The 19,592-nt window shown below is 70.7% G+C and carries 18 protein-coding genes; 2 read left to right on the top strand and 16 right to left on the bottom strand.

Annotated features, from left to right (window positions below; translation table 11 throughout):
- Positions 1-6 precede the first annotated feature (6 nt).
- The 14 genes from AC3EUV_RS13740 to pgsA all read right to left on the bottom strand — a co-directional run bounded on the left by AC3EUV_RS13740 (position 7) and on the right by pgsA (position 13,165).
- The gene (locus tag AC3EUV_RS13740) at positions 7-555 is read right to left on the bottom strand and encodes an adenine phosphoribosyltransferase (RefSeq protein WP_432141820.1); all 549 of its coding nucleotides are present in this window, start codon (positions 553-555) and stop codon (positions 7-9) included.
- Positions 552-1,664, bottom strand: a complete 1,113-nt coding sequence (gene secF, locus AC3EUV_RS13735; protein ID WP_432141819.1) for a protein translocase subunit SecF — start codon at positions 1,662-1,664, stop codon at positions 552-554. Before secF ends, AC3EUV_RS13740 begins: the two co-directional genes overlap by 4 nt.
- Before the next feature lies 1 nt (position 1,665).
- Positions 1,666-3,450 (bottom strand): protein translocase subunit SecD, encoded by a 1,785-nt coding sequence (gene secD, locus AC3EUV_RS13730; RefSeq protein ID WP_432141818.1) that lies wholly within the window; start codon positions 3,448-3,450, stop codon positions 1,666-1,668.
- 153 nt (positions 3,451-3,603) lie between these two features.
- A complete protein-coding gene (yajC, locus tag AC3EUV_RS13725) occupies positions 3,604-4,140 on the bottom strand; it encodes a preprotein translocase subunit YajC (protein ID WP_432141817.1) in 537 nt (178 codons plus the stop codon).
- Positions 4,141-4,302: 162 nt separating this feature from the next.
- Positions 4,303-5,394 (bottom strand): Holliday junction branch migration DNA helicase RuvB, encoded by a 1,092-nt coding sequence (gene ruvB, locus AC3EUV_RS13720; protein WP_432141816.1) that lies wholly within the window; start codon positions 5,392-5,394, stop codon positions 4,303-4,305.
- 82 nt (positions 5,395-5,476) lie between these two features.
- Positions 5,477-6,097 (bottom strand): Holliday junction branch migration protein RuvA, encoded by a 621-nt coding sequence (gene ruvA, locus AC3EUV_RS13715; RefSeq protein ID WP_435602999.1) that lies wholly within the window; start codon positions 6,095-6,097, stop codon positions 5,477-5,479.
- Complete coding sequence (gene ruvC / locus AC3EUV_RS13710) at positions 6,094-6,666, bottom strand: crossover junction endodeoxyribonuclease RuvC (RefSeq protein ID WP_085924555.1); 573 nt, start codon at positions 6,664-6,666, stop codon at positions 6,094-6,096. The genes ruvA and ruvC overlap by 4 nt, the downstream gene beginning before the upstream one ends.
- 151 nt (positions 6,667-6,817) lie before the next feature.
- On the bottom strand, positions 6,818-7,570 hold the full coding sequence (locus AC3EUV_RS13705) for a YebC/PmpR family DNA-binding transcriptional regulator (protein WP_042156915.1): 753 nt from the start codon (positions 7,568-7,570) through the stop codon (positions 6,818-6,820).
- Positions 7,571-7,701: 131 nt separating this feature from the next.
- Complete coding sequence (pdxT, locus tag AC3EUV_RS13700) at positions 7,702-8,295, bottom strand: pyridoxal 5'-phosphate synthase glutaminase subunit PdxT (RefSeq protein ID WP_042156918.1); 594 nt, start codon at positions 8,293-8,295, stop codon at positions 7,702-7,704.
- An 8-nt stretch (positions 8,296-8,303) separates the two neighbouring features.
- A complete protein-coding gene (gene pdxS / locus AC3EUV_RS13695) occupies positions 8,304-9,215 on the bottom strand; it encodes a pyridoxal 5'-phosphate synthase lyase subunit PdxS (RefSeq protein WP_042156921.1) in 912 nt (303 codons plus the stop codon).
- A 150-nt stretch (positions 9,216-9,365) separates the two neighbouring features.
- Positions 9,366-9,911 carry a LemA family protein gene (locus AC3EUV_RS13690; RefSeq protein ID WP_432141814.1) on the bottom strand — a complete coding sequence of 182 codons (546 nt, stop codon included), beginning with the start codon at positions 9,909-9,911 and terminating at the stop codon, positions 9,366-9,368.
- A gap of 460 nt (positions 9,912-10,371) precedes the next feature.
- Entirely contained in the window at positions 10,372-11,532 is a 1,161-nt protein-coding gene (locus AC3EUV_RS13685) for a glycosyltransferase family 4 protein (RefSeq protein WP_432144964.1), read from the bottom strand.
- A complete protein-coding gene (locus AC3EUV_RS13680; protein ID WP_435602998.1) occupies positions 11,529-12,512 on the bottom strand; it encodes a phosphatidylinositol mannoside acyltransferase in 984 nt (327 codons plus the stop codon). The genes AC3EUV_RS13685 and AC3EUV_RS13680 overlap by 4 nt, the downstream gene beginning before the upstream one ends.
- A complete protein-coding gene (gene pgsA, locus AC3EUV_RS13675; protein ID WP_168478224.1) occupies positions 12,509-13,165 on the bottom strand; it encodes a phosphatidylinositol phosphate synthase in 657 nt (218 codons plus the stop codon). Before pgsA ends, AC3EUV_RS13680 begins: the two co-directional genes overlap by 4 nt.
- 273 nt (positions 13,166-13,438) lie before the next feature.
- Between pgsA and AC3EUV_RS13670 the strand changes: the two genes are divergently transcribed.
- Together AC3EUV_RS13670 and AC3EUV_RS13665 are read left to right on the top strand one after the other, a co-directional pair.
- Positions 13,439-15,637 (top strand): elongation factor G-like protein EF-G2, encoded by a 2,199-nt coding sequence (locus tag AC3EUV_RS13670; RefSeq protein WP_432144962.1) that lies wholly within the window; start codon positions 13,439-13,441, stop codon positions 15,635-15,637.
- A gap of 184 nt (positions 15,638-15,821) precedes the next feature.
- Complete coding sequence (locus tag AC3EUV_RS13665; RefSeq protein WP_432144961.1) at positions 15,822-17,501, top strand: hypothetical protein; 1,680 nt, start codon at positions 15,822-15,824, stop codon at positions 17,499-17,501.
- A gap of 17 nt (positions 17,502-17,518) precedes the next feature.
- Here AC3EUV_RS13665 and AC3EUV_RS13660 read toward each other — a convergent pair whose 3' ends face one another.
- Together AC3EUV_RS13660 and AC3EUV_RS13655 are read right to left on the bottom strand one after the other, a co-directional pair.
- Complete coding sequence (locus AC3EUV_RS13660) at positions 17,519-18,724, bottom strand: YncE family protein (RefSeq protein WP_435602997.1); 1,206 nt, start codon at positions 18,722-18,724, stop codon at positions 17,519-17,521.
- Positions 18,724-19,524: a polysaccharide deacetylase family protein gene (locus AC3EUV_RS13655; RefSeq protein ID WP_432144959.1), complete on the bottom strand. Its 801-nt coding sequence runs from the start codon at positions 19,522-19,524 to the stop codon at positions 18,724-18,726. The genes AC3EUV_RS13660 and AC3EUV_RS13655 overlap by 1 nt, the downstream gene beginning before the upstream one ends.
- Between the last annotated feature and the right edge of the window lie 68 nt (positions 19,525-19,592).

The following is a 19,592-nucleotide window of genomic DNA, read 5'->3' as shown; positions in this document are numbered from 1 at the left end:
GCCGGCTCAGACCGTGATCAGGGCCTCCAGCGGAGCGCCCTTGAGACCCGGCTCCAGCCGCTGCCGCCCGGCCAGGAAGCCGAGCTCCAGCAGCACGGCCAGGCCCGCGACCTCGGCGCCCGCCCGGCGGATCAGCTGAAGCGAGGCGTCGGCGGTCCCGCCGGTGGCGAGCACGTCATCGATCACCAGCACCCGGTCGCCCGGGGCCAGCGCATCGCTGTGGATCTCGATCTCGGCCGTGCCGTACTCCAGGTCGTATGCCTGCCCGAGCGTCGTGCCGGGCAGCTTGCCCGCCTTGCGGACGGGGACGAAGCCGACGCCGGCCCGGACCGCGACCGGAGCGGCGAGTATGAACCCGCGCGCCTCCAGGCCCACGATCTTGTCCACCCGGTGCCGCCCGCACAGCTCGGCGAACGCCTCGGTCAGCGCGCCGAAGGCGGCCGGATCGGCCAGCAGCGGGGTGATGTCCTTGAACATCACCCCCGGCTGCGGGTAGTCCGGGATGTCCGTGATCCGGCTGAGCAGAAGCTCACGCAGTTCCGCCGGGGCGCTCATCGGCGCTTGCCCGAGGGACGGCCGCGTCCGCGGTTACGCGAGGCGGGCTGTTGGCGCGGGCCGACGACCGCGGCACCGTCCTCGGCGTCCGCCGCGGCGGGGGCCGGCTCCTCGGTGTCCTCCTGGCCCGCGTCCTTGGCCGCGGCCGCGGCGCGCTTCGCCTTCACCCGCTTGGCCAATGCCTTGATCTGCGGCTCGCGGTTCTTCAGGTCGGCGACCAGTGGCGTCGCGATGAAGATCGACGAGTACGCACCGGCGGCGAGGCCGACGAACAGGGCCAGCGAAATGTCGTTGAGCATGCCCGCGCCCAGGAAACCGCCGCCAACGAACAGCAGAGCGGCGACCGGGAGCAGCGCCACGACCGTGGTGTTGATGGAGCGCACCAGGGTGCTGTTGATCGAGCGGTTGGCGACCTCGCCGTACGTGAAGCGGTTCTGCTTGGTGAGGTCCTTGGAGGCTTCCTTGAGGCTGTCGAAGACGACGACCGTGTCGTACAGGGAGTAACCGAGGATCGTGAGCAGACCGATGACCGTGCCGGGCGTGACCTCGAAGCCGACCAGGGCGTAGACGCCGACCGTGATCGTGAGGTCGTGGATCAGCGCGATCAGGGCCGCCAGCGCCATCCGCCACTCGAAGGCGATCGCCAGATAGAGCACCACGAGGACCATGAAGATCCCCAGGCCCAGCCAGGCCTTGTTGGCGATCTCCTCACCCCAGCTCGGGCCGACCAACTGGGTGTTGACGTCCTGGACCGGGATCTTCAGGTCCTTGGCGAGCTCTTCCTGGACCGGCAGCGCCTGCTTGGTGTCCAGACCGCTGATCTGGATGCGCACCGAACCGCCGCCGAGCTTCTGCACCAGGGCCTGGTGGCCGCCCGTCGCCGACTCGGCCTGGTGCTGGACCTCCGAGGTGGAGACGGAGGTCTTCGCTGTGAAGACCGCGCCGCCGGAGAACTCGATGCCCATGTGCAGACCGCGCACCGCCAGGCCGACGATGGCCGTGATGGTGATGAGGATCGAGATGCCGTACCAGATCTTCCGCTTGCCGATGAAGTCGTAGCCGACCTCGCCGCGGTAGAGCCGGGCGCCGATGTTTCCGAGCTTGGACATCTCACGCCTCCTTCGTCTGGGTGGGGGCGGCGCCGCGACGACGGCGCAGCGGCGGCTTGGCGCCCAGGCGCTTGGGGTCGAGGCCGGACCAGGGGTGCCCGTCGGCGAAGAACTTCCGCCGGGCCAGCATCGTCATCAGCGGCTTGGTGAAGTAGAAGACCACGATGACGTCGAGGACGGTGGTCAGGCCGAGCGTGAACGCGAAGCCCTTCACCTTGCCGACGGTGACGATGAACAGCACCGCGGCGGCCAGGAACGACACGAAGTCGGAGACCAGGATCGTACGGCGGGCCCGCGGCCAGCCGCGCTCGACGGCCGGGCGCAGGGTGCGGCCCTCGCGGATCTCGTCCCGGATGCGTTCGAAGTAGACGATGAACGAGTCGGCGGTGATACCGATCGCCACGATGGCGCCGCAGACCGCCGGGAGGTTCAGCGCGAACCCGATGGTCGGGCCGAGCAGCGTCATGATCGCGTACGTCAGGATCGCCGAGACCAGGAGGCTCGCCAGCGCGACCAGCGCCAGTCCCCGGTAGTAGGCGACGAGGTAGATCACGACCAGTGCGAGGCCGATGGCACCGGCGATCAGACCGGCGTGCAGCTGCTCGCCACCGAGCGCCGCGGTGACCGTGGTCTCGTCGGCGATCTTGAAGGAGAGCGGCAGGGAGCCGTAGGACAGCATGTTGCCGAGGTCCTCGGCGGACTGCTGGGTGAAGCCGCCGGAGATCGTGGCGTTGCCGCCGTTGATCGCGTTGCTGACCGACGGAGCGGAGACCACCGCGCCGTCCAGCACGATCCCGAACTGGTTCTGCGGCGGCGTCTTGGCGGCCAGCTTGCCGGTGACGTCCGCGAACTTCTTGCCGCCCTCGGAGGTGAAGTCCATCTGGACGATCCAGCCCTGGCCCTGCTGGCTGTCGAAGACGGCCTTGGCGTCCTTGACGTCCGTGCCCTCGACGCCGACCGGGCCGAGCGCGTACTTCTGCGTGCCGTCGTCCTTGCACGCCACGACCGGGTCGGACGGCTTGGCGTTCGCGGCCTTCTCACCGGCGGTGGCGCGGCTCTGCTTGCTGGAGCAGTCCAGTGCGTTGAGCTGCTTCTGGAGGGCCGGCGGGATGTCCGCGCCGGGCGTCGGCGGTACCGCGGGGGCGGAGGGCTTGGCCGGGGCGGAGGGGGTGGGCTTGGCGGACGGTACCTTCTTCAGCGCGTCCGTCACCGCGCGGCCCTGCGTCGTCGGCTTGGCGCTCGGCGACTGCGAGGACGTGGCGTTCTGCTGGGTGCCAGGCTGGTCCTTGGCCGGGTCACCCGCGGCCTTGTCGCCCTTGTCCTTGCCGTTCGCGCCGCCCTTGGAGGGGCTGGGCTTGGGCTCGGGGGTCTTGGTGCCGGCCGTGGTGGTGAGCACCGGCCGGAACCCGAGCTTGGCGGTGGTGCCGACCTGCTGGCGGGCCTGCTTCGCGTCCGTCCCCTTGGGGATGTTCACGATGATGTGGTCGGTGCCCTGTGTCTGGACCTCGGCCTCGGACACACCGAGACCGTTGACCCGCCGCTCCATGATGCCGGCGGCGGTATTCATGTTGGTCTCGTTGATCGCGTTGGGCTTGCCCGGCTGGCTCTGCGCCGCCAGCGTGAAGCTGGTGCCGCCTGCCAGGTCGATGCCCAGCCGCGGCGTCATCGTGCCGGAGTAGAACATCCCTCCGATCAGCCCCGCCATGGCGATGAGGACCAGGAGCAGGGTGCGGCCCGGATGCCCCTGGCTCGCGGGCGCCCTGCGGCCCTTCTTCGGTGCTGCCACCTTCTCGTATCTCCCTGTCCAACCCCTCGGACCGGGATTTCCGGCCGAGGGGCCACGAAGTCTTGTGGGGACGTGCCCCCGCCGGAGCCTAGACCGTCCCGGAACCGCGGTGCACGACACACCACGCGTGCTCCGCGGTTCCGTGGGGGTGGACTACTTCGCGTCGTCGCCGGACTTCTTGTCGTCCTTCGCGGCGTCGGTGTCCGCCTTGACGGTGTCCTTGACCTCGTCGGCGGGCTCGGTGTCCTTGGCCTCGTCGGCAGCGGGCTCGTCCGCGGCGGGCTCGGCGTCGGCCGGGGCGGCGGTCTTGCCCATGTCGATCTTGCCGGGCTTCTCGGCCGCGGCGGCGTCGCCGGTCAGCGAGGAGGCGTCGTCCGGGACGACCGGCTCGTCGTGGTGAAGCGGGTCGGCACCGTCCAGGATGCGGTTGTACTCCTCGTCCGCGAGCACGGCGCCGATGGCGTTCTTGGCGTAGATGGCGTGCACGCCGGGCGCGACCTCCAGGAGGACGGTGTCCTCGTGGACTTCCTTGACGGTGGCGTACATGCCACCGATGGTCCGGATGCCGGTGCCGGCCTGCATTTCATTGCGCATCTGCGCGGCCGCCTGCTGCTTCTTCTTGGCAGACCGAGTCATCAGGAACATGGCCCCGATGAGGACGATGAAGGGGAGGAGAGTCACGATATTCACGGGACGGAAATTCCTTCGCACGACCGCTGATGCGCGATCTCATATACGGGGGTGGGAATGCCGCCCATACGAACGGCATCGGCGGAGTCTAGGCGAGTCCCCACCAGTGGAACAACGCACAGCATCCCACCGCAGTTCCTGACCGGGCGAGTCCCCGCGCCGTCACGCCCCGAACAAGCCCTGCTGTCCGCCGGCGCCCGCCTGCTGCTGCGGCGGGACGAGCCCCAGGTGGTCCCAGGCCGCCGGGGTCGCGATCCGGCCCCTGGGGGTCCTGGCCAGCAGCCCTTCCCGTACGAGGAACGGCTCGGCGACCTCCTCGACGGTCTCCCGCTCCTCCCCCACCGCGACCGCGAGGGTGGACAGGCCCACCGGGCCGCCGCCGAACAGCTTCAGCAGGGCCGTGAGCACCGCGCGGTCGAGGCGGTCCAGGCCGCGGGCGTCGACCTCGTAGACCCCGAGGGCCTGGGAGGCGATCTCGCGGGTGATCACGCCGTCGGCCTTCACCTGGGCGTAGTCGCGGACCCGGCGCAGCAGCCGGTTGGCGATACGGGGCGTACCGCGGGAGCGGCCGGCGATCTCGGCGGCGCCCTCGGGTTCTATGTCGACGTCCAGCAGCCCGGCGGAGCGGTGGATGACCCGCTGCAGCTCGGCGGGGGCGTAGAACTCCATATGGGCGGTGAAGCCGAAGCGGTCGCGCAGCGGGGGCGGCAGCAGACCGGCCCTGGTCGTGGCGCCGACCAGGGTGAACGGGGGGAGTTCGAGCGGGATGGCGGTGGCGCCCGGGCCCTTGCCGACGATCACGTCGACGCGGAAGTCCTCCATCGCCATGTAGAGCATTTCCTCGGCGGGCCGGGACATCCGGTGGATCTCGTCGAGGAAGAGGACCTCGCCCTCCTGGAGGGAGGAGAGGATCGCGGCGAGATCACCGGCGTGCTGGATGGCGGGGCCGGAGGTGATGCGGATCGGGGCGCCCATCTCGGCGGCGATGATCATCGAGAGGGTGGTCTTGCCGAGGCCCGGCGCCCCGGACAGCAGGACGTGGTCGGCGGTGGCGCCGCGGGCGCGGGCGGCGCGCAGCACCAGGTCGAGCTGTTCGCGCACCCGCTCCTGGCCGACGAATTCCTCGAGGTCCTTGGGCCGCAGCGCGGCCTCGACGGCGGTGTCCTCACCGTCCGCGTCGGCCCCGACCAGCCGGTCGGGCGCGCCCGTGGCGGGGTCCTCGGTGGTGGGCGGTGCGGTGTCGTCCCAGTTCACTGCGGTGTGCCTCGCGGGGTCGGGGCGGCCGGGCCGCCTGCGTGGTCGAACGGTCGGGGGCGCAGGGCCCGGAGGGCGGCGGTCACCGTGCGCGGTTCAGGGTCTGGAGGGCGGCCTTGAGCAGCTGCGGCACCTGGGGCGCTCCGCCGCCGGCGACGGCCGCCTCGGCCTGCGGGGCGACCGCGGCGACCGCTTCGTCCGCCTCGCGGGTGGCATAGCCGAGGCCGATCAGGGCGGCGTGCAGCTGGTCGCGCCAGCCGGGTGTGACGGCGCTGCCGACGCCCGCGCGGCCGGTGCCCAACGGCTCCCCCAGCCGGTCCTTGAACTCCAGGAGCAGCTTCTGCGCGCCCTTCTTGCCGATGCCGGGTACGGCGGTGAGCGCCTTCTCGTCACCGGTGGCGACGGCCAGCCGCAGGGCGTCCGGGGAGTGCACCGCGAGCATCGCCTGGGCGAGCCGGGGTCCGACGCCGCTGGCGGTCTGGAGCAGCTCGAAGGTCTGCCGCTCGTCGTCGTCGGCGAAGCCGTAGAGGGTGAGCGAGTCCTCGCGGACGACGAGGGAGGTGGCGAGCTTGGCCTGCTGTCCGACGCGCAGGCCGGAGAGGGTGTCCGGGGTGCACTGGACGGCCATGCCGATACCGCCGACCTCGACGACGGCGGAGTCCGGTGCCAGGGCCGCGACCGGGCCGGAGACGAAGGCGATCATCGGGTGCCCTTCTGGGGTGTCGCCCGGCGGACGCCGGGAGCGCGGACGGGGGCGGCGCGGCGGGCCGCGGCATGCGCCTGCTGGAGGCGGTTGACCGCGGGGGCGCGCCAGATGTGACAGATGGCGAGGGCGAGGGCGTCGGCGGCGTCGGCCGGCTTCGGTGGTGCGTCGAGCCGCAGCAGGCGGGTCACCATCGCGCCGACCTGGGCCTTGTCGGCCCGGCCCGAGCCCGTGACGGCGGCCTTGACCTCGCTGGGTGTGTGCAGCGCGACCGGCAGACCGCGGCGGGCCGCGCACAGCATGGCGACCGCGCTGGCCTGGGCGGTGCCCATGACCGTACGGACGTTGTGCTGGCTGAACACCCGCTCCACGGCGACGAATTCGGGGCGGTACTCGTCGAGCCAGGCGTCTATCCCGCGCTCGATCTCGACCAGGCGCTGGGCGATCTCGGCGTCCGCGGGGGTGCGGACGACGCCGACGCCGACCATCGTCAGCGGACGCCCCGCGACTCCGTCGACCACCCCGACCCCGCAGCGTGTCAGCCCCGGGTCCACCCCCAGCACCTTCATCGGTCCCCGCCCCTCGCCGTATCGGTCAACTGTGCCTGCCTCGGAAGCGCATGCCCCCTGATCAGCACAGTAGTGGCTGCCACTGACAAACCGACGGGCCGACGGGGTGTGTCCCCGCCGGCCCGTCAGACGACCGAGTGTGCCGCGCCGGTCAGGCGTCGACCTTGGCCATGACATCGTCCGAGACGTCGAAGTTGGCGAAGACGTTCTGCACGTCGTCGCTGTCCTCCAGCGCGTCGATCAGCTTGAAGATCTTGCGCGCGCCCTCTTCCTCCAGCTCGACCTGCATGGTCGGGACGAAGTTGGCGTCGGCCGAGTCGTAGTCGATGCCGGACTCCTGGAGGGCCGTGCGGACCGCGACCAGGTCGGTGGCCTCGCTGAGCACCTCGAAGGACTCGCCGAGGTCGTTGACCTCTTCGGCGCCCGCGTCCAGGACCGCGCCCAGGACGTCGTCCTCGGACAGTTCGCCCTTGGGGACGATCACCACGCCCTTGCGGTTGAACAGGTACGACACCGAACCCGGGTCGGCCATCGAACCGCCGTTGCGGGTCATGGCGACGCGGACGTCCGAGGCGGCACGGTTGCGGTTGTCGGTGAGGCACTCGATGAGTACCGCGACACCGTTGGGGCCGTAACCCTCGTACATGATGGTCTCGTAGTCGGCGCCGCCGGCCTCAAGACCCGCACCGCGCTTGACCGCGGAGTCGATGTTCTTGTTGGGGACCGAGCTCTTCTTGGCCTTCTGAATGGCGTCGAAGAGCGTGGGGTTACCGTCCGGGTCGGCGCCGCCGGTACGGGCCGCGACCTCGATGTTCTTGATCAGCTTCGCGAAGAGCTTGCCGCGCTTGGCATCGATCACGGCCTTCTTGTGCTTCGTCGTAGCCCATTTAGAGTGGCCGGACATCCGCCTGTCTCCTTCGCGTAACCAACGTCTGAAACGAACGCCTCAGATCCTACCGGGGCCAGGTCACACGGTGTCACTCCCGGCCGTCACCCGGCCACGACCTGTTCAAGCGCCGTGGCCCGCCCCTGGGATCAGTCCCGGGCCCGCCGCACCATGTCCACGAACAGGGCGTGGACCCGGTGGTCGCCGGTGAGTTCCGGGTGGAAAGACGTGGCGAGGACGTTACCCTGCCGCACGGCCACGGTGTGCCCGTCGTACGTCGCCAGGACCTCGACCGCGCCACCGACCGATTCGACCCAGGGCGCCCGGATGAAGACGCCCTCGACCGGTCCGCCGGGAATCCCGGCGACGTCGATGGCCGCCTCGAACGACTCGTTCTGCCGCCCGAAGGCGTTACGGCGCACGATCATGTCGACGCCGCCGAACGTCTCCTGGTCGTCCCTGGCGTCCAACAGCTTGTCGGCGACCATGATCATGCCGGCGCAGGTGCCGTAGACCGGCTTGCCCGCGCGGACGAAGGCGCGCAGCGGCTCCAGCATGCCGAAGACGACAGCCAGCTTGGACATCGTGGTGGACTCGCCGCCCGGGATGACCAGGCCGTCAATCTCGTCCAGTTCCTCGGGACGGCGTACCGGCCGGGCCAGGGCGTCCGCCTCGGCGAGCACGGCGAGGTGCTCGCGGACGTCGCCCTGGAGAGCCAGCACACCGATGGTGGGGGTGCTCATCCGGTGTCCTACCAGCCGCGGTTGGCGTAGCGCTCGGCCTCGGGGAGGGTGTCGCAGTTGATGCCGACCATGGCCTCGCCCAGGTTGCGGGAGACGTCCGCGATCACCTTCGGGTCGTCGTAGAAGGTGGTGGCCTTCACGATCGCGGCGGCGCGCTTGGCAGGGTCACCGGACTTGAAGATGCCGGAGCCGACGAAGACGCCCTCGGCACCGAGCTGACGCATCAGCGCGGCGTCGGCCGGGGTGGCGACACCACCGGCGGAGAACAGCACGACCGGCAGCTTGCCGAGCTCGGCGACCTCCTTGACCAGCTCGTACGGGGCGCGCAGCTCCTTGGCGGCGGCGAACAGCTCGTTGTTGTCACAGCCGCGCAGCTTGGCGATCTCGCCCTTGATCTGACGCAGGTGACGGACCGCCTCGACGACGTTGCCGGTGCCGGCCTCGCCCTTGGAACGGATCATCGCGGCGCCCTCGGCGATCCGGCGCAGCGCCTCGCCCAGGTTGGTGGCACCACACACGAAGGGGGTGGTGAAGGCCCACTTGTCGGAGTGGTTGACCTCGTCGGCCGGGGTGAGGACCTCGGACTCGTCGATGTAGTCGACGCCGAGCGACTGGAGGACCTGCGCCTCGACGAAGTGGCCGATCCGGGACTTGGCCATGACCGGGATGGAGACGGCGCTGATGATGCCGTCGATCATGTCGGGGTCCGACATCCGGGCCACGCCGCCGTCCTTGCGGATATCGGCGGGGACCCGCTCCAGGGCCATGACGGCGACGGCGCCCGCGTCCTCGGCGATCTTCGCCTCTTCCGGCGTGACGACGTCCATGATCACGCCGCCCTTGAGCTGCTCGGCCATCCCGCGCTTGACGCGCGCGGTTCCGGTCTCGGGGTTCTGGGGCGTGGTGGGCGTGCTGGACACGGTTTGACCTCACTCAGTGCGGGTGGCTGTACTGCTGCGCTCACACAACCGTTTGTGAGCGGACCGGGAAAAGGGCCAATTAGAGGTCAGTGGCTCGTCACCGCTGGGAGTCGCAGCCGCCCGCTCCCCGCTCCTGGCCCGCTGCCGGGCTCAGTTCCCGGCCGAGCGATCGTCCAGAACGGCCGGCGGCTCATCATCCATCTCGAAGGCCAGCGGGAACGGCGCATGACCGGCCAGCCGAAAATACCGCACCACCCGGTGGCGGCGAACGGCGCGGGCGGCCCGTACGGCGTCGTTGTGAAACCGCCGCGCCATCGGGACCCGGCGCACCGCGGCGGTGAGCTCGGCGACCGACTGCTCGCCCCCCGGCGCCTCCCGTACGGCCTCCAACTGCGCCTCCTCCGCGAAGATCGCCCGCAGCGCCTGGCTCAACTCACTCTCCGCGACCTCACGATGGTCCTCCTCGGCCTGCCGCGCCTCGTGCGCGGCCTGGTAGAGAACGATCGAAGCGGCCGGATCAAGGACCCCCGACGTCCCCACCTCCTGCGCGACGGAAGCCCGCCGCAACAGCTGAGCGTCGAGCGCCGCCCTGGCCGCGTCAATACGGGCGTGCAGGCGGTCGAGGCGCCCGGCCGTCCAGCTGAGGTAGATACCGATGAGGACGATCGCGACGGCGATCCAGATGAGCGTGGTCACGGTCGGTTACGTTATCCCACGTTTTTGGCCTCGCCGCCGTGGTTGTTGCTCTCCGTTCGTTGCCCGCTGCGCGGTGCCCCCGCCGTTACGCCTGCGGCGGGCGGGGTCCGCTGCGCGGGGCTGTCGGGTGCGGTGACGGGAGGGGAATCGGTTGGTGGGGGCTGCCCTAAGTGGTCCGGTGCGGCTCGTAGGGCCCGGTTATGGCTTACGGCGGCACGCCCCCACCCACCTTCACCAACTCCCCCAACGGGAGGGGACGGGCCGGAGGGGCCTGGTGTGTGGACGTAAAGCGAAGCAGTCCACACACCAGGCCCCGGAGGTCCGTCACCGCACCCACAGCCCCGCGCAGCGGACCCGCCCGCCGCAGGCGCAACGGCGAACAACCACCACGGCGGGAAAGACAAGAACGTGGGAAGCAGACAAGGGCGCAGCCCACGGCGGGAAGACAAAAACGTGGGGCTCAATCCTTCGCCACGCGCCGCCGCCCCCGGGGACCGATTCGCTCGTCCGTGGCTACGGACATCGCACCGGTCGTAACCGTCTCGTAGACGGCGAGGATATCGGCGCCAACAGTCGCCCAATCGAAGCGGCGTACGTGCCGAGCGCCGCGCTCCCGCAGCTCGGCGAGGCGCGCGGGGTCACCGAGAAGTCGCACAGCCGCAGCGGCAAGCGCATCGGCTTGCTCGTTGGTGAAGAGTTCGCCGGCCTCGCCCTGGTCCAGGACCTGGGCGAAGGCGTCCAGGTCGCTGGCAAGGACGGGTGCCCCGGCCGACATGGCCTCCACGAGGATGATGCCGAAGGATTCGCCGCCCGTGTTGGGCGCGACGTAGAGGTCGACGCTGCGCAGCAGACGGGCCTTGTCCTCGTCGCTGACCATGCCGAGGAATTCGACCCGGGAGCGCAGGTCGGCGGGCAGCTCCGCGACGGCCTCCGCCTCGTCGCCGCGGCCGGCGACCAGCAGCCGGGCGTCCGGTACCGCGGCGAGGATCGTGGGCAGCGCCTTCATCAGGACCGGCAGGCCCTTGCGCGGCTCGTCGATCCGGCCGATGAAGCCGATCGTGCGGCCCTGCCACTCGGCCTTGGGCTCGGCGGTGGCGAAGAAGTCGACGTCCACGCCGTTGGGGATGACCACCGCATCGCCGCCGAGGTGTTCGACGAGGGTGCGGCGGGCGTATTCGCTCACCGCGATCCGTGCGCTGATCTTCTCCAGCGCGGGCTGGAGGATCGGATACGCGGCGATCATCGCCCGCGAGCGCGGGTTGGAGGTGTGGAAGGTCGCCACGATCGGGCCCTGGGCCGCCCAGCAGGAGAGCAGGCCGAGCGAGGGCGAGGCCGGCTCGTGGATGTGGATGACGTCGAAGGCGCCGTGCTGGAGCCAGCGGCGGACCCGGGCGGCGGAGAGGAAGCCGAAGTTGAGGCGGGCGACCGAGCCGTTGTACGGGACGGGGACGGCGCGGCCGGCGGAGACGACGTACGGCGGCAGGGGGGTCTCGTCGTCCGCGGGGGCGAGGACGGAGACCTCGTGGCCGAGACGGATCAGGTGGTCGGCCAGGTCCCGGATGTGGAACTGCACGCCGCCGGGGACGTCCCAGGCGTACGGGCAGACGATGCCGATCTTCACACGGACTCCGTTCCGGAGGTTCCGGAGGGCTCGGTGCCGCCCGGGGCGCCGGGCTGCTCGCGCGGTTCCAGGTCAGCGAGCCAGAGCCGCTGGAGCATGTGCCAGTCCTCGGGGTGGTCGGCGATGCCGGAGGCGAAGGCGTCGGCGAGCGCCTGGGTCATCTGGGCGGCCTTCTCGGCGCGGGTGCCGTTCTCGGGGACCTCGATCTCCGGGTGGACCCGGCCGCGCATGACGGGGGTGTCGTCGTACCAGAGGGTGACGGGCAGCAGCATGGCGCCGGTCTGGGCGGCGAGCACGGCGGGGCCGGCCGGCATCTTCGTGGCCTCGCCGAAGAACTTGACCTCTATCCCAGAGGCGGAGAGATCACGGTCCGCGACCAGGCAGACCAGCCCGCCGGCCCGCAGCCGCCGGGCGAGCGTGCCGAAGGCGGTACCGCCGGTGTGCGGCAGCACCTCCATGCCCAGGCCCTCGCGGTAGGCGACGAAGCGGTCGTAGAGGGTTTCCGGCTTGAGGCGCTGGGCGACGGTGGTGAAGGGGACCCCGAGCTTGGTGGTGACCCAGGCGCCCGCGAGGTCGTAGTTGCCCATGTGGGGCAGTGCCAGGATGACGCCCCGGCCGCTCTTGAGCCCGTCCTCCAGGTAGTGCACGTCCTCGGGGGTGAAACCCGCCCTTATCCGGTCCTTGCTCCAGGCCGGCAGCCGGAAGGACTCCATCCAGTAGCGCATGTACGAGCGCATCCCGGCCCGGGAGAGCTCGGCGAGCCGCTGCGGTGTGGCGTCCGGGACGACCCGGGCGAGGTTCGACTCCAGGCGGCGGACGCCCTTGCCGCGGCGCTTCCAGGCGGTGTCGGCGATCCGGCGGCCGAGCCGTACGGCGACGCCCTCGGGCAGCTTCTTGACGGTGCTCCAGCCCAGCGCGTAGAGCGCCTCCGCCAGCTTCTCCGTATCGATCAACGGCCAGCCGTTCCTGCGCGGGCTCATGCGCTGTTCCCCCCTTGTGCCATGGCGTCGGCTTCGGCCGACTCCCGTCGTACCGTCACCACGCGCTGGCCCAGGGTGACGGCGCTGCCGATGCCGACGATCCACAGGGCGATCGGCAGCAGGATCTCGACGCCGGGCACCCCGAAGGCGTGCAGGCCCGACAGGCCGCAGGCGACCAGCGTGATGACCAGCCGCTCGGCGCGCTCCACCAGGCCGTTGACGTCCACCGGCAGCCCGATGGCCTCCCCGCGGGCCTTGGTGTACGAGACCACCTGGCCGCTGGCCAGGCAGAAGATCGCCATCCCGCAGAGCACCAGGCTGTCGCCCCGGCCCGCGTACCACAGGGCGAGCCCGCCGAAGATCGCCGAGTCGGCGACCCGGTCGAGGGTGGAGTCGAGGAAGGCCCCCCAGCGGCTGGAGCGGCCCAGCTGCCGCGCCATGTTGCCGTCGACGAGGTCGGAGAAGACGAACAGGGTGATGACGACGGTGCCCCAGAAGAACTCGCCCAGTGGGTAGAAGATCAGGGCGCCGGCCACCACGCCCCCGGTGCCGACCAGAGTGACCGCGTCCGGGCTGACGCCGATCCGGATGAGCAGGGCGGCGAACGGCGTGAGAACACGCGTGAAGAACGCACGCGCGTACTTGTTCAGCATGGCCTTCCCGGGAGTCGATACGGGCCGTGCGGTCTAGCGGCCACCGGCGGGCCCATCGTAGCCAGGAGGTCAGGGGGCACCACGAACGCATCGCGGCGCGGGGTGCGTCCCGCGGCTCGGGGCCGCCGGTGTGCGCCGCCGGACGCGCCCGCAGGCCCCGCCGGGGCGCCCGGACCCCTTGGGAGCACCGGGCCCGTGTGCCACGTATGGACGCGGCATGGCCGCGGTGGAAAGCTCGAATCACCGCAAAGTGTCGACCTGGAGGCGAGACACATGAGCGAGAAGTCGAGTACACACCCGGGAGCCGCCGGCAGGGCATCAACGGCCGACCAGCCCACGGCCCTGCGCAATGTGGTGCTGGTCGGCCACAGCGGCTCGGGAAAAACCACACTGGTAGAGGCCCTCGCGCTGGCATCCGGCGCGGTCAACAGGGCGGGCCGGGTCGAGGACGGCGGCTGCCTCTCCGACTACGACGACATCGAACACCGGCAGCAACGTTCGGTACAGCTCTCCCTGGTCCCGGTGGACTGGGGAGAAGTCAAGATCAATATCTTGGACACCCCCGGATACGCCGATTTCGTCGGGGAACTCAGGGCCGGTCTGCGCGCCGCGGACGCGGCCCTTTTCGTTGTCTCGGCGGCCGATGGCGTGGCCGGCGCGACCCGTATGGTCTGGGACGAGTGCGCGGCCGTGGGAATGCCGCGCGCGCTGGTCATCACGCATCTGGAGGCGTCCCGGGCCGATTTCGACGAGATGACCGAGCGCTGCCGCTCCGCTCTCGGCGGTGAGGACCCGGACTCCGTCCTCCCCCTGTACCTCCCGCTCTACGGGACGCCGGGCGCCGACGGCCACGCCCCCGTGCACGGTCTGATCGGCCTGCTCTCGCAGCGGGTGTTCGACTACTCCTCCGGCGAGCGCACCGAACGCGCACCGACGGCGGACGAGCTGCCGCTGATCGAAGCGGCCCGCAACCGCCTGATCGAGGGCATCATCGCCGAGAGCGAGGACGAGTCCCTGATGGACCGTTACCTCGGCGGCGAGGAGATCGACATCAAGACACTCGTCGGGGACCTGGAGACGGCGGTCGCCCGGGGCGCCTTCCACCCCGTGCTGGCCGCAGCCCCGGCCGCCGAGGGCGCCAAGCAGGGGCTGGGCACCGTGGAGTTGCTGGAGCTGATCACCGGTGGTTTCCCGACGCCCGTGGAGCGCGAGGCGCCGGCGGTGACCACCCCGGACGGCGCCCCGCGCCCGGCGCTGAGCTGCGACCCCGGCGGGCCGCTCGCGGCCGAGGTGGTCAAGACCTCCTCCGACCCGTACGTCGGCCGGATCTCGCTCGTCCGCCTCTTCTCGGGCACCCTGCGCCCGGACGAGACGGTGCATGTCTCGGGCCACGGCCTACAGGACCGGGGGCACGAGGACCATGACGTCGACGAGCGGGTCGGCGCGCTGTCCACCCCGTTCGGCAAGCAGCAGCGCCCGCTGTCCAAGGCGATCGCCGGGGATCTGGCCTGTGTGGCGAAGCTGTCCCGGGCCGAGACCGGGGACACCCTCTCCGGCAAGGACGACCCGCTGCTGATGGAGCCCTGGACGATGCCGGACCCGCTGCTGCCGGTCGCCATCCAGGCACACAGCAAGGCCGACGAGGACAAGCTCTCCCAGGGCCTGGCCCGGCTGGTCGCCGAGGACCCGACGATGTGTCTGGAGCACAACCAGGACACCCACCAGGTGGTGCTGTGGTGTCTGGGCGAGGCGCATGTCGATGTCGCCCTGGAGCGGCTGCGGGCCCGCTACGGCGTCCAGGTGGACACGGTCGCGCACAAGGTGTCGCTGCGGGAGACCTTCGGCGCTCCCGCCGCGGGCCGCGGGCGCCATGTGAAACAGTCCGGCGGCCACGGCCAGTTCGCGATCTGCGAGATCGAGGTGGAACCGCTGCCCGGCGGCTCCGGCATCGAGTTCGTGGACAAGGTCGTGGGCGGCGCGGTGCCCCGGCAGTTCATCCCGTCCGTGGAGAAGGGCGTACGCACCCAGGCCGCACGCGGGGTCGCCGCCGGGCATCCGCTCGTCGACATCCGCGTCACGCTGCTGGACGGCAAGGCGCACTCCGTCGACTCCTCGGACGCCGCGTTCCAGACGGCGGGCGCGCTGGCGCTGCGGGAGGCGGCCGGCGAGGTCCGGATCGAACTGCTCGAACCGGTGTCCGAGGTGAGCGTGATGGTTCCGGACGATTTCGTCGGCCAGGTGATGAGCGATCTGTCGGGGCGCCGCGGCCGGGTCGTGGGCACCGAACAGTCAGGGGCGGGACGCACCGTGGTGCGCGCCGAGGTGCCCGAGATCGAGATCGACCGGTACGCCATCGATCTGCGCTCCCTCTCGCACGGCACCGGGCGGTTCTCCCGCGTCCACCTGCGACATGAGCCGATGCCGGCGCAGCTCGCCGACAAGTGGCGGGAAGAGGCGGAGAACGGCGCATAGTTGACGGCCGATCAACCGTTGGAGCGGCCGCTGTCCTGCTCAACTCCTCTGGGCGGGACGGCGGCTGTACGCTGAGGCCCTGCCGTTGAACGGGGTTCGATGCCAGGATGCGAGGTCACGGGCTCGAAGACAGGCTCTCAGCAGGTGTGCCGTCAGCGGAAGTCGGGAAGAGCCGCATCATGCGATGCGTGCGGTGTGGGGGGCGGTAGTGGCAGACGGCTTTGACTTCAGTCCCGGGGCGCAGGTCCCGCTGTCGGGGAGCGCCGGGCAGACGGCGGCGACCCAGGCGCTGGCCTCGGCCGCCTATCGGGACAGCCCGCTCGCCGATATCTCCAAGGCCGACTCGGATTCCGGCAAGTCCGCCATCAAGAAGCCCAAGCTGTCGCTGTTCGCGCCCAATCTCGGCGAGGCGTTCGCGCGCGCGGTGCAGGTGCGGATGCTCGGCGGCGGGCGGGCCGCGCTCATCCAGTCCTTCGGGACCGAGCCGCAGACCATCGTCGAGCACTGTCTGTCCGCGACCCGCATCCGCAAGCAGCGGGACGCCAAGCTGACGCTGCTGATGGTGCTGTTCGGGGTGCTGTTCCTGCCCGGTGTGCTGCTGTGGCTGGGCGTCTTCCAGCTGCGGAAGATGCTCTCCAAGGACGGTGCGGGCAAGGGTCTGTCCCTGATCGGCGGGGTGCTGCTGACGGTGCTCGGCGTCCTCGGCGTGTTCTTCATGATCAAGCTGCCGTTCAACGGCTTCTGGCCGCTGTACGCCCGCGGCATGGTCGTCGCCCCGGTGATCGGCTGGTGGCTGGCCAAGCAGATCTGCGAGAAGACCGCGGTGGCCATGCGGGAGTCCTGGAAGGGGCTGCTGGAGGGCGGAGGGGTGGCCGCGAAGATCCCCGAGGCGGTGCCCCAGGACCCGAACCAGATCGCCGCCGAGACCCTCCGCCAGAATCTCGCCAAAATCTCCGCCGAGCAGAGCAGCAATGTCGTCTTCTACGCCGGCCCCAAGGGGATACTCGGCATGGGCACCCGCTGGGGCAGCTGGCAGCTCGCCGAGGAGCTCATTCCGGCGCACGAGGGCAGCGAGATCCACCCGTTCCGCAGCTGGGACGTGATCCGGGCGATCCACGACAAGCTGCGGCTGCTGGAGCGCAGCCCGCTGCACACCGGCGGCTTCCCCACGCCGTCCGTACGCCACTGGATCGTCGCGCCGGTCCCTGAGAAGGCCGCCGCGGTCTCCCGCCCCGAGGGCAGCCATGTGGAGGCGTACCAGATCCGCGGGCACGAGATAGAGCGGATCTGCAACGAGCAGCAGTTCGGCAGCGGCAACCGCCACTACCTCGGCGTCCAGTTCGTCCTGTGGGACGGCCAGTTGGTGATCACCCTCATGATCACTGTCACTGTGCTCCACGAGACCCTGCGCATCGAGGTGACCGGCCATGCCCTCGGCCCGGTCAACGGCCTCTTCACGACGAAGCCCGAGCCCAAGACCAAGGACGTCGCCAAGGTCGTCAAGTTCTGGGAGACCAAGACCCAGCAGCTGCCGCTCATCGAGCCGCAGGAGGTGGTCCGGCTCGCCGCCCGCGCCCCGCTGACGTGGTTCCCGCCGGTCCTGGACTTCCTCGGCGGCAAGCTGACCCTGCCCGAGCCGTTCGGCCTGCGGCACGTCTGGGCCGACAAGCCCTGGCGGCACCGCTTCATGGCCGATGACGCGCTGCGCGCCGCGACCCCGGTGCTGCGCACGGTCCACTCCGCCGCGATGAGCGTCCTCAAGGAGAACGGCGTGGACACCGATCGCTTCACCAACCGCTCCCTGGTGCTCAGCGGCATGATCCAGGGCGTGGAGCCGCAGAAGGCCGACGAGTACAACGCCTAGACCGAGGGGGCACGCCGCTAGCGGAAGATGCCGGTGTGCCCCAGGGAGTACCGTCCCGGCTGCGGGTAGACCGCAAGCCCGTGCGGGCCCTGGCCGACCGGGATCTTGGCGAGGGTCTTGCCCGTACGGGTATCCAGCGCATAGACCTCGGAGTTGTAGCGGCCGGACAGCCACAGCACCTTGCCGTCGGTGGACAGACCGCCCATGTCGGGGCTGCCGCCGCCGCGGATGTGCCATTTGTCGACGAGCTTGCCGGTCCGGAAGTCCAGCAGGGAGATGGAGCCCTCGCCGCGGTTGGAGATGTACATGTGCTTCGAGTCGCGGCTGACGTAGAGGCCGTGGGCGCCCTTGCCGGTCGCCATGAGCCGGGGCCGGCCGAAGCGGTCACCGTTCAGGACCCAGATGCCGTCGGCCATCATGTCGGCGACGTACCAGGTCTTGCCGTCCGGGGAGAGCTTCACGTCCTGTGGCATCGCGCCCTCGAACGGCAGCTTCTCCTGGCCGATGACCTTCATCTTCGCGGTGTCGACCTTGAGCAGCTCACCGGAGAACTCACAGGAGACGATGAAGTACTTCCCGTCCGGCGAGAAGTCGGCGTGGTTGACGCCGGCGCAGTTGACCGGGAGCGTCTTGCGGACCTCCATGGTGTGCGGGTCGCGGAAGACCAACTGCCGGTCCATGGAGGCCATCACGACCGCGTACTTCCCGTTGGGTGTGAAGTAGAGGTTGTACGGGTCGTGCACCTTGACGGGGTCGCCGGCCTTGCCGGTGGCGGGGTCGATCGGAGTGAGGTCGTGCCCCCGGTTGTTGTTGACCCAGAGCGTCTTCAGGTCCCAGGACGGCACGACATGCTGCGGCTGGACGCCGACCGGAAGGGTCTCGATGACCTTGTAGGTCTTGGGGTCGATGACGCTGACCGTGTCGGAGCCGGTGTTGGGGACGTAGATCCGCGAGGGGAAGTCCTTGACCTGCGGCGCCAGCCTGCCGGGCCGGTCCGCCGCGTAGATGTCGTGCTCGTCCAGCAGCGGCGGCATCCCGGGCAGACCGGGCTTGGCGGCCTTGAGCGGTGCGCGCTCGACCGGCCGCGGGCTGTGCGCGGCCCGGTCGTTCTCGTCGCCGCCGCCACAGCCCGCGGCCACCAGCGCGCAGACCACGGCGAGCAGCGCGGCCCGGTGGCGGGCGTGCGGGCTCCGACGGGCGTGGGTACGGTTCCGGTCAGCCATCAGGTCACTAGCTCCGTTGTCGTCACCGCGCGCAGACCGCGCCGGCGGAGGCCGTCGAGGATCGGGGGCAGCGCGGCCACCGTGCCGGCGTGCCCGAGGTGGAGGCTCACGACCGAGCCCGGCCCGACCGCGTCCAGGACCGTGCGCTGGACGGCGGCGGCACCGGGGTCGTCCGCGTCGAGGGAGTCCACGTCGTAGGAGAGGACGTGCGGATAGCCGGCCCTGCGGGCCAGCTCGGTCACCAGGGGCGTGGCCCGCCGGGTCTGCGAGGGGCGGAACCAGCTGCCGATGGTCCCGGTGAGCTTGCGCAGCCGGTCGGCGCAGCCGCTGATCTCGGCGTAGGCAGCGGTGGCCGGCAGGGCGCAGATGTTCCGGTGGTGCAGCGTGTGATTGCCCAGCTCATGGCCGCCGTCGAGGATCCGGCGGGCCATCGCGGGCTGCTCGTCGAGCCAGTCGCCGATGGCGAGCACGGTGAGCCTGGCGCCGGCCCGCTCGGCCTCGCCGAGCAGTGCGGTCGCCATTTTGGGGTCGCCCCTGCCGTGGAAGGTCAGTGCGACCGCCCGGCCGTTCCGCGGCCCGTGTTCGATCTGTACGGGCAGGCCGGGCGCCCGGGTCGGCGGCCGGGCGGCGCGCACCGGGGCGGGCGAGGCGTGGCCCGCCCCGGAGGGGCCCGGTCCGCCGGGGGACCGGACGGCTCCGGGGTCCTGGTCCCGTGTCGGGTCGCAGCCCGTCACCAGCGCTCCGGCGGCCGCGGCCGAGGCGGCCGCGCGCAGCACGGAGCGACGATCTAGGGAAGTCACCACCCCATTAGAGGGGCAACTAATCCGAATTAGGGCGATCTATCCGATTTCGTCCGGGTGCGTGTCGC

The organism is Streptomyces sp. bgisy130 (genome assembly GCF_057708345.1).
Note: the sequence above shows the minus strand (reverse complement) of the source record. Positions and strands in the feature narration are given on the sequence as shown.